We start from the raw sequence: 8439 nt of genomic DNA, 5'->3' as shown, positions 1-8439 counted from the left end.
AGGTACGCCTTACTGACTGGGCTTCGACGCGTTGCGCCGCGCTTGGAATCGACGGAAGCCCTCTTTTCGATCGTTAGACATCCCTTTTCACGGTCCCGTTAATTTCGGCCTCCGTGCTAATACGGATATTGAAGACAAGTTTGCCGTTCGGCTGCATGCGAGGACACGCTTCGACAAAACCGGCACCGCGCCGCGACGGAGCGAGGAGTGAGGTAGACGCTTCGATAACGGCGCATGGCACGCGCGAGAAAATCCCGTTCGTGAAGGACGATAAGCGCGACCAGCGTGGAATTGAACGGACTCGGCCCGCGGTCGCGGACGCTCTCGCGATGGTCGTTTCGTGCTGTGCCGCGATCCGCAAAATTCGCGTTTTCGGTAAACGAACCGTTACCTCGTCGCCAGTCCGGCTCGTGCCGCGCTAACCCAGCCGCGCTGCGGAGGCAATCTCGGCGTCGGGCCGATGCTCCGCCAGGCAATCGTTGATGGCGGCGAGCAGTGCGTGCGGCGTGAACGGCTTGCGCAGACAGCGTGCGGCGCGGAGCTCCAGCGCCATCCGGAGGAAATCGGGTGCGGGCGAATTCAGATTTGCGAAAGCGTAGCCCGACATCGCGATCAGCGGAATGGCGGGCGCCCGCTCGTGGAAGGTCCGGATCGATTCGAACCCGCGCATGTGCGGCATGAAGATATCGATGATCATCCGATCGAACTGTTCGTGTGCGAGGGCCCGCAGTCCGGCTTCACCTGCCTCGGCAATCGTCACCCGAAAATTGTTGCGCTGGAGATAGATCTCGATGGCCATGCACACCATCGGGTCGTCGACAACGAGAATATGGCGCAGACCTTCCCTCCCTAAACCGCCGGATCGATCCGCATGACCGCGAGCGGCCACCCGCCCCAACCAGTTGCTGCAAATGCTCGACGCGGCAGACTTCGATCTGCTGCGCCCTCATCTCGTAACGGTCGAAATGGTCAGGGAGACTGCCTTGGGTCGGACATCTTGTCCCAATTGCCAATATATCCCGACGTGAACATGATGGAACTTACTCGCGCAAGGAGCGATTTCGCCGGCGGCGACTTCGCTGGTGCAGAAGGCGGGAGGCAGCTTTGGAAACGACAGGCCGCCCATCCAACGGTTTCCTGTCCGCGCTGTCGGCGGACGATTATGAGCTGATCCGCCCACACCTGCGCGCGGTCGATCTGCCTCATGACGCGGTGCTGGTCGAGGCCGGCGAGACGCTCAAGCGCGCCTATTTTCCCCACCGCGGCGTGATCTCGCTGGTGGTGAAGCTCGCCAAGGGCGAGCATGTGCAGGTCGCGATGATCGGCCGCGACAGCCTGCTCGGGACACTCTCGACCATGGGCGATGCATGCGCGCTGAATACGGCCGTCGTGCTGGTTCCCGGGATCGCGTCGGTGATGGATCTCGACCGGCTGCGCGTCGCCGCCGACCAGAGCAGCAGCTTGCGGACCTTGCTCACGCGCCACGGTCTTGCGGTTTACGCGCAGGTCCAGCAGACCGCGGGCTGCAACGCCGCCCATCCCGTGGAGTCGCGACTGTCGCGCTGCCTGCTGCACACCCATGACCTGTCGGGCGACTACCGGCTGCTGCTGACCCAGGAGGCCATGGCACAGATGATTGGGGCGCGGCGAAACAGCGTGTCGCTGGTCGCCAACACCTTGCAGCAGGCCAATTTCATCCACTACAGCCGCGGACACATCCAGATCCTGAACCTGGACGGCCTGCGGCAGACCGCGTGCGAATGCTACGCCACCGTGAAGGCGCAATACGACCGGCTGCTCGGCCAGCGCTGACCCGCAGGCGTGGTAAACCGACGGCTAATGCCGGTCCGCAAACACGAACCGTCCTGCTTCCGGAACTGAAATCCAGATGCCGTAGACACGGCGGGCCTCGCACCGATACCGGGCCCGCGCGGCATCGAATCGTGATCGAGGCAGGCAAAGCCATGTTTGAAGTGTCCGTCGCGCCGGCGCAGAAAGTGCTCGATTGCGCGCCCGCGCGCGACCCGAATGCTTATGCGGCGCTGGTGCGCGAGATCGGCGAGGACGGGGCCCGCGAGGTGCGCGCCGTGTTCTGGAGCGAGACCGGCGCGCGCCTGCAACTGTTCCGCACGCTCTCGCGCGAGCAGCACCAGGCCAGGATCGCGCGCGAAGCACATTCGTTGAAGAGTGCGGCCGGGACGTTCGGCTATGCCAGGCTCGCGGCGCTCGCACTGCGGCTGGAGAAGTCCGCGGAGACGCTTCACGACACCGAGCTACGCGATCTCCTGGACCTGATGGATGTCGCCTACGCCGCGGCGCGCGCGCAGGAGCCGGAATACTAGAGCATGATCCGGAAAAGTGCGCAGCGGTTTTCCGAAAAGATCATGCTCAAACAACAACCTAAAGCGCGATGACGATTCATCCAAATCTCATCGCGCTTTAGAGCCATTTCGGTTGTCGAAAACGCTCTAACCATCCGCGCGTGTATTCCCGCCGTACTTCTACGGCTTGGGATTTTCACAGATGGCTAATCATAGGTCGCGATAGTCGCGGGAAACCAGGAGGGTTTCCATGTTCACCTACGAGACTGCGGACCAGAAGGAGGTCCGTCGCTTCCGCATCGCTCAGTTCAACGGCCGGATGGCGACGGTAAAGTCTGGCGAGTCGACGGTGACTGGCTTCGTGCGCTCGGTGCTCGAGCAGGAATCGAGCATGCCTCCCCGCTGGACCATCACGATCATCCCGAACGCACCGAAGGACGAGTCCAAGCCATTGCGGCCCGCATCACGCACGCGTCCCTTCGCCGAAGACTATTTCTGAGCGGGATCCGCGCCGCCGGCCGGGCGGAATGTAACTATCAATCTCAATCGATCGAATGCAGCAGTGCCGCCCGGACGAGGTCCGCAGTGTTGCGCGCACCGAGCTTGCGCATCGCCTCGGCGCGGTGGCTTTCGAACGTGCGCGGACTGATCTGCATCCGAAGCGCGCCCTGCTTGTTCGAATAGCCTTCGCTGATCAGCCTCAGCACCTCGCGCTCGCGCTTGGTCAGCCGCTTCTGGCCGGACAGGCCAATCAATTCGGCGCTGGGCACGCGCTGCGGCAGCGGCACGCGGGGGGGCCGCGCTTCGGCGTCCCCGGTCCCGGATGGGATCGGCAGGCCGCCCTTGTGAGGACCGGCAAGCTGCTTGACGAGGCCGCAAACGCGCTCGGTCTGCGCCAGCGCATTCTCTACGACGCGCTGCAAATAGGCGCGGTCGCCGGTGACGGGCGCGAGCTGATCGCTGTGGTGCTTGATCTCGCCCATGTAGAGCAGGAGCGCCGTCAGGGGGCCGTTGAGTTCGCGGGCAATGGCGGCGGCCATTTCGTCGGCGGCCTTGGCACGGGCGGCGTTCAGGCGGACGAAATCGGGCTCTTCAGCTGGAGCAGCGCTGCTTTCGTACCATTCCGACGGCCGCGAATCAGTGGCCGTATCATTCTGTGACGCCATGTCACTCATTTAGCGGAACGGGGGCCGGTCTGTGGTTAACTTTTTGCTCCGTAAGACTACGGTGATTTCGGCAGTTTTGCGCTAAATCCGCGACATCGGCACAATTTATGCTTGCGCGGAGCGGTTCCCGGGCGCGTAGAGGTTGAGATTCCGGTTCAGATCCTGGGCAAGCGGGCGAAAACCCTCAAAGGCTGCCTCCGCTCATGCCCGCCCCCGGATTTTACGGATTAATTAACGGCGGCTTGCTTCTCTAGGGAGATTGAGAGCGCGCAAATGCCTCCACGCATTGGGCCCGCAAGCCTGCGGGAAACGCTGCGAAAGATTGCGTGCCATGAACGAGATCGATCGGCTGTCGGAATTTTTGCAGAGGCTGACGCCGCTGTCGCGCAGCTGTCTGCTCAGCGAACTCGAGCGGCTCGAGCTGTGCGGGATCGACATGCCGGGCTCTGCCGACATCCAGTCGCGCTTGCGCGCCGAGTTTCGCAAGGACGGATCGACCCAGGCGCGCGCCACCAGCCCTTCGCGCTATTTCTTCGCACCGCTCGAGTTACTCCTGATCGACGGCGCGCCCGAGCACGCCAATGCGGGGCGGATCTCACGCAACACCCTCACCCCGATCTGGGAATGGATCTGCCGCGACCTGCTGCCGACCATGGCACGCGACTACATCAAGGCGATCAACGACCAGGTCGCCGCCAACAACCCGAAGGAAGTGCAAAAGATCGCGTCGACCTTCCAGACCAAGGTCCTCAAGGTCCTCGAGAGCACCCTGCCGTCGGCGGACAGCAGCGAGCTCGCACGCGGCAAGCTCGCGCAGTACACGGCATCGCGCACCGCCTTCGACGACGTCATGAAGATGCTCGACGTGCTGCGCGCCGGTGACGCGCTGCCGAAATTCAACGAGAAGCTGCCCGAGCAGATCGCGAAGTTCGATGACAACCAGGTGGCCCAGGTCACCTCGCAACTCGACGCCTTCAGAAAGTCCCATCCCCGCGCGCTGCCCTTCGCGTTGGCACTGGTGGCAAGGCGCCTCAAGACGCCCTGGCAATTGGTACGCCTCGCCACCAAGGCCGCCGCGAGCAAGAGCGCCGCCGACGTCGCCGCCGCGCCCTATGCCTGCGTCGTTCCCATGGTGCTCGACCGTCTCGACGACAAGCGCCTCGCTCTCCGGGTCGCACTCCGGCACAACCGGGTGCTGGTCGCGCGCGACCTGCTCGCCGAGATCTACGACATCGAATATGCGCTCAAGGTCCGCATCGACGACATCGAACATTGCGAGTGGGGCATCCGCCTCCAGCAATTGATGGACGCGATCGCGGCACTGGTGTCCGCCGAGGTCAGCCGCTTCCCCGCCAATGTCGGCCACATTCTCGGATCGCGCCGCCTGCGCAGCCACGATACGTTCGGCGGCAAGTTGACCTATCTCGCCTGGAAGGGACGCGACGCGATGCAGGACGGCGCTGCAGCGTTTCGCAAATTGATCGGGCAGACCTGATATCGCGCAGTCATCAAAGCGCGAGGGGCTTTCGCGTTATCGGTGAGTGATCATGCCCTAATGCGCGATGAGATTGAATTGAACCGTCATCGCGCTTTAGGTCTTTGTTTGAGCATGATCTTTTCGGAAAACCGCTTCACACTTTTCCGGATCATGCCCTAATGCGCGCGCGGCAGACACAGGAAGCGATCGAGAAATCGCCCCGACAGCACGAATCTGAACCACCAATACATCATTCGCCGCATCGTCATTGCTGCAATCCTCGACAGCCCACCACCGGCTGTGCGGAGCAATAGCGCAGGCGCGGCAGTGCGCATGTGATGTGTTTCACATTTGCGCCGACAGGCGCGGACGCATCGTCGCATAACTGTCACGAGCGCAGGTGGAACATGCCCGCATCGCGCGAAAATGAGTTCCGCGGCCGTAGCTGTCGCTCCTATCCTCCGAACCTGCGAAGGAGCAAGCCGCAGGAGGTCGCGATGAGATCGAACCGACGGACCCTGACGATGGTGATGTTGCTCGTGAGTGCGCTCGCGCTCACATCGACGACGATGGCGCAGACGACGCCGCCGCAAGGCAATGCTGCGCCGACCGCCGACAACGCGGTGCTGCTGACCGTCTTCTTCAAACACGATCAATCCCGGCCGCTGCACGAGCTGAATGCGCAACTCGAGACGCAGGGCTTCTACAAGGCGTTTCCGCCGGCCGGCGTCGAGGTCGTGAGCTGGTATGTGATGATGGGCATTGGCCAGGTGATCACGCTGCGCCTGCCGGCGTCGCGGCTGCGCGAGGTCAACCGCGTCATCGAGGACACGGCATGGGGATCTTATCGCACCGAATTCTATCCGACCTATGACTACAAGGCAGTCGGCGTGGCACAACACGAAAAAGCCGCCGGAAATTAATTCTCCAATCGTCCTGTCATTGCAGCGAAGGGCCACGCAACCGCATCGCTCGATGCCTGGCGTCGGCAAGCCGCACGTTCATCGATCGCGCGGGAGAAATTCCGCATGCGCTGGCAGCCGTTGCGCGTGCGGTGCCGGAGTATGCGAATTCTTTTCGAAGAATATGTCGACAAATTAGCTCGAATTGCAGGGCTTAACGTTACTCAAATAATTCAACAGCGATGCGACGCTCTCCTTATTTGAACCCACGCTCCGCGTTTAAGAAACCGTCACGGAACGGGAGTGGTGTTGATGAACGATGGGATTGTTGAACTCGTCGGACGAAGGCCTGTAACCTTCGGACGGCGAAAGGTGACGCCGCGCGCCTGCGTGGCCGACAGCAAGCGTCACTTGCGCGCCTTCCTCAGCGAAGTGCTCGAGGATCTTGGCTTCGTTACCTGCGAATGCGCCAGCGCGGACGAGCTGCAAACCGTGCTCGCCACCGAATTGCCGGATCTGATCCTGCTCGGTGTCGCCACCGACGGCATCGAGCCGGGGAGATTCCTCGAGGTCTTGGTGCGTGAGGGCTTCGCTGGGAAGGTTCTGGCGGTCGGCGCCCGCGAATCGATCGTCGTCAGGGCCGTGCGGCAGGTCGGCGAGGAATATGGCCTTGCGATGCTGCCGCCACTGACCACGCCCTTTGCCGCGGAGACGCTGCGCGAGCGTGTCGCGATGCTGCTGCCGGAGGAGCCGGCGCCGAGCCCGGCCGTGCATGTCGGCGAGGCCTTGCATGCCGGCTGGCTGGAGCTCTGGTACCAGCCCAAGATCGACGCACGCACGCTGATCCGCAGTGGCGCCGAGGCGCTGGTGCGAATGCGCCATCCGACCTGGGGCGTCGTGCCGCCGGCCTATTTCATTCCCGATGAGCACGATCCGCATCTGCGTGACCTCTCGGAATTCGTGATCGAGCGCGCCATGCAGGACTGGCACTATTTGCTGGAGCAGCAGAGCCCGGTCGATCTCTCGATCAACCTGCCGGCGTCCTATCTGAAGGGGCCGCAGGCGGTGCGCGATCTCTGTCGCCGCATGCCGACGCATCCGGCCTTCGGCGGGCTGACCATCGAGATCGACAGCGAAGAAGCGACCCGCGATCTCGATCTCCTGACCGAGGTCGCACGCGAGGTGGGGCTGCACAATATTGGCCTCGCGATCGACAATCTCGGCGCCAACTGGCCGGCACTGATGGGCCTGGACAAGATTCCCTTCGTCATGATGAAGGCCGACCGGCACTTCGTCACCGGCAGCGGCAGTGACCGGCTGAAGCGCACGGTGTGCCGTCACATCGTCGAGCTGGCGCAAGGCTACGGCGCGCGCGTGGTCGCCGAGGGCGTCGAGAGCCGCGCCGACCTCGTCGGCGCGAACGAGCTCGGCTTCGATCTCGTGCAGGGCTTTCTGTTCGGCAAGCCGATGCCGCTGAAGAAGTTCGCCCGCTCGACGCTGACGAAAACCGTGATGGAGTGAGCTCGTTCGCGGCTCGTACGTCGCTAGGCGCGCGCGGGAATCATTGATCTCGCGCGCGTTCGCCGGGCCTGCTTGGGCAGTCCGTGCACTCGCGCTGTTGCCGTACCGAAGGCAGGACTAGCCGGCCATCATCATGCAAACCGGCGCGCGAAGAAGACGCAGACGACCACGAGCGCGGTCGCGGCGATCATGCTCCAGGCAACCGGCTCGCGCAGCAACAGGCCGGCAAGCGCGAGGCCGAAGAATGGTTGGAGCTGCTGCAACTGGCCGACGCGGGCAATGCCGCCGAGCGCAAGCCCGCGATACCAGAAGATGAAGCCGACGAACATGCTGAAGATCGAGACGTAGGCGAGCCCGATCCAGGCGGGCGCGCTGACGCCGCTCCATGTCGGCGGCCACGTCCAAATCGCGACAGGCACCATCAGCGGCAGCGCGAGCAGCAGCGCCCAGGAGATCACCTGCCAGCCGCCGAGGCGGCGCGACAGCGCGGCGCCTTCGGCATAGCCGAGGCCGCACAGGACGATCGCGGCCACCATCAGGAGATCGCCGGTGAGCGAGGCTGAGCCGTCGTTCGACAGAGCAAAGCCCGCGACGGTGGCACTGCCGAGGACGGCGAACAGCCAGAACAGCGGCTGCGGCCGCTCACCGCCGCGCAAGACGCCGAAGATCGCGGTCGATAGCGGCAAGAGGCCGATGAAGACGATTGAATGCGCCGAAGTGATGTGCTGGAGCGCGAGCGCGGTCAGCAAGGGAAAGCCGACCACGACGCCGATGGCGACGATGGCGAGCGAGGCGAGATCGTGCATCGCCGGCCGTGCCTGACGGAGCAAGCCGAGCACGGCCAGGCCTATCAGCGCCGCAATGACCGCGCGCGTGGATGTCAGGAACAGCGCGGAGAAGCCGCCGACCGCCACGCGCGTCGCCGGCAGCGAGCCGCTGAAGATGATGACGCCGAGAAGCCCGTTGCCCCAGCCGGTGGCGGTAGATTGCATTCCTGTCTCGCTTGTACGACGGCGGCCCGATCTGGGAAGGTCAGTCGCGTTGCCGTGACG

Annotated in this window: 9 protein-coding genes; 6 read left to right on the top strand and 3 right to left on the bottom strand. The window is 63.6% G+C overall.

Annotated features, from left to right (window positions below; translation table 11 throughout):
* Nucleotides 1–418: 418 nt before the first annotated feature.
* Nucleotides 419–838 carry a response regulator gene (locus CWO91_RS22475; RefSeq protein ID WP_165405633.1) on the bottom strand — a complete coding sequence of 140 codons (420 nt, stop codon included), beginning with the start codon at nucleotides 836–838 and terminating at the stop codon, nucleotides 419–421.
* Nucleotides 839–1104: 266 nt separating this feature from the next.
* Between CWO91_RS22475 and CWO91_RS22465 the strand changes: the two genes are divergently transcribed.
* From CWO91_RS22465 to CWO91_RS22455, 3 genes are all read left to right on the top strand, one after another.
* Nucleotides 1105–1812, top strand: coding sequence for a Crp/Fnr family transcriptional regulator (locus CWO91_RS22465; protein ID WP_130216352.1), 708 nt, complete (start codon nucleotides 1105–1107; stop codon nucleotides 1810–1812).
* A 152-nt stretch (nucleotides 1813–1964) separates the two neighbouring features.
* Nucleotides 1965–2342: an Hpt domain-containing protein gene (locus tag CWO91_RS22460; RefSeq protein WP_165405632.1), complete on the top strand. Its 378-nt coding sequence runs from the start codon at nucleotides 1965–1967 to the stop codon at nucleotides 2340–2342.
* A 229-nt stretch (nucleotides 2343–2571) separates the two neighbouring features.
* Nucleotides 2572–2820, top strand: a complete 249-nt coding sequence (locus tag CWO91_RS22455) for a hypothetical protein (protein WP_130216348.1) — start codon at nucleotides 2572–2574, stop codon at nucleotides 2818–2820.
* A 43-nt stretch (nucleotides 2821–2863) separates the two neighbouring features.
* Here the strand turns inward: CWO91_RS22455 and CWO91_RS22450 are convergent, their stop codons facing one another.
* Nucleotides 2864–3487: a LuxR C-terminal-related transcriptional regulator gene (locus CWO91_RS22450; RefSeq protein WP_130216347.1), complete on the bottom strand. Its 624-nt coding sequence runs from the start codon at nucleotides 3485–3487 to the stop codon at nucleotides 2864–2866.
* Between the two features lie 331 nt (nucleotides 3488–3818).
* Here CWO91_RS22450 and CWO91_RS22445 point away from each other — a divergent pair, with 331 nt between their 5' ends.
* The 3 genes from CWO91_RS22445 (at nucleotide 3819) to CWO91_RS22435 (ending at nucleotide 7387) form a co-directional block, all read left to right on the top strand.
* Complete coding sequence (locus CWO91_RS22445; RefSeq protein WP_130216345.1) at nucleotides 3819–4982, top strand: hypothetical protein; 1164 nt, start codon at nucleotides 3819–3821, stop codon at nucleotides 4980–4982.
* 479 nt (nucleotides 4983–5461) lie between these two features.
* Complete coding sequence (locus CWO91_RS22440) at nucleotides 5462–5887, top strand: hypothetical protein (RefSeq protein WP_165405631.1); 426 nt, start codon at nucleotides 5462–5464, stop codon at nucleotides 5885–5887.
* Nucleotides 5888–6178: 291 nt separating this feature from the next.
* Complete coding sequence (locus CWO91_RS22435) at nucleotides 6179–7387, top strand: EAL domain-containing response regulator (RefSeq protein WP_130216342.1); 1209 nt, start codon at nucleotides 6179–6181, stop codon at nucleotides 7385–7387.
* 131 nt (nucleotides 7388–7518) lie between these two features.
* Here CWO91_RS22435 and CWO91_RS22430 read toward each other — a convergent pair whose 3' ends face one another.
* Complete coding sequence (locus CWO91_RS22430; protein WP_130216340.1) at nucleotides 7519–8379, bottom strand: DMT family transporter; 861 nt, start codon at nucleotides 8377–8379, stop codon at nucleotides 7519–7521.
* Nucleotides 8380–8439 lie beyond the last annotated feature (60 nt).

Source organism: Bradyrhizobium genosp. SA-3, from assembly GCF_004212635.1.
GTDB lineage: Bacteria > Pseudomonadota > Alphaproteobacteria > Rhizobiales > Xanthobacteraceae > Bradyrhizobium.
The sequence above is the reverse complement of the archived record's forward strand: the minus strand, read 5'-3'. Positions and strand labels throughout refer to the sequence as shown.

Coding starts and splice junctions, on each gene's coding strand:
- CWO91_RS22460 (WP_165405632.1), top strand. CDS start 1,965: ATGTTTGAAGTGTCCGTCGCGCCGGCGCAGAAAGTGCTCGATTGCGCG.
- CWO91_RS22445 (WP_130216345.1), top strand. CDS start 3,819: ATGAACGAGATCGATCGGCTGTCGGAATTTTTGCAGAGGCTGACGCCG.
- CWO91_RS22440 (WP_165405631.1), top strand. CDS start 5,462: ATGAGATCGAACCGACGGACCCTGACGATGGTGATGTTGCTCGTGAGT.
- CWO91_RS22450 (WP_130216347.1), bottom strand. CDS start 3,487: ATGGCGTCACAGAATGATACGGCCACTGATTCGCGGCCGTCGGAATGG.
- CWO91_RS22430 (WP_130216340.1), bottom strand. CDS start 8,379: ATGCAATCTACCGCCACCGGCTGGGGCAACGGGCTTCTCGGCGTCATC.
- CWO91_RS22455 (WP_130216348.1), top strand. CDS start 2,572: ATGTTCACCTACGAGACTGCGGACCAGAAGGAGGTCCGTCGCTTCCGC.
- CWO91_RS22435 (WP_130216342.1), top strand. CDS start 6,179: ATGAACGATGGGATTGTTGAACTCGTCGGACGAAGGCCTGTAACCTTC.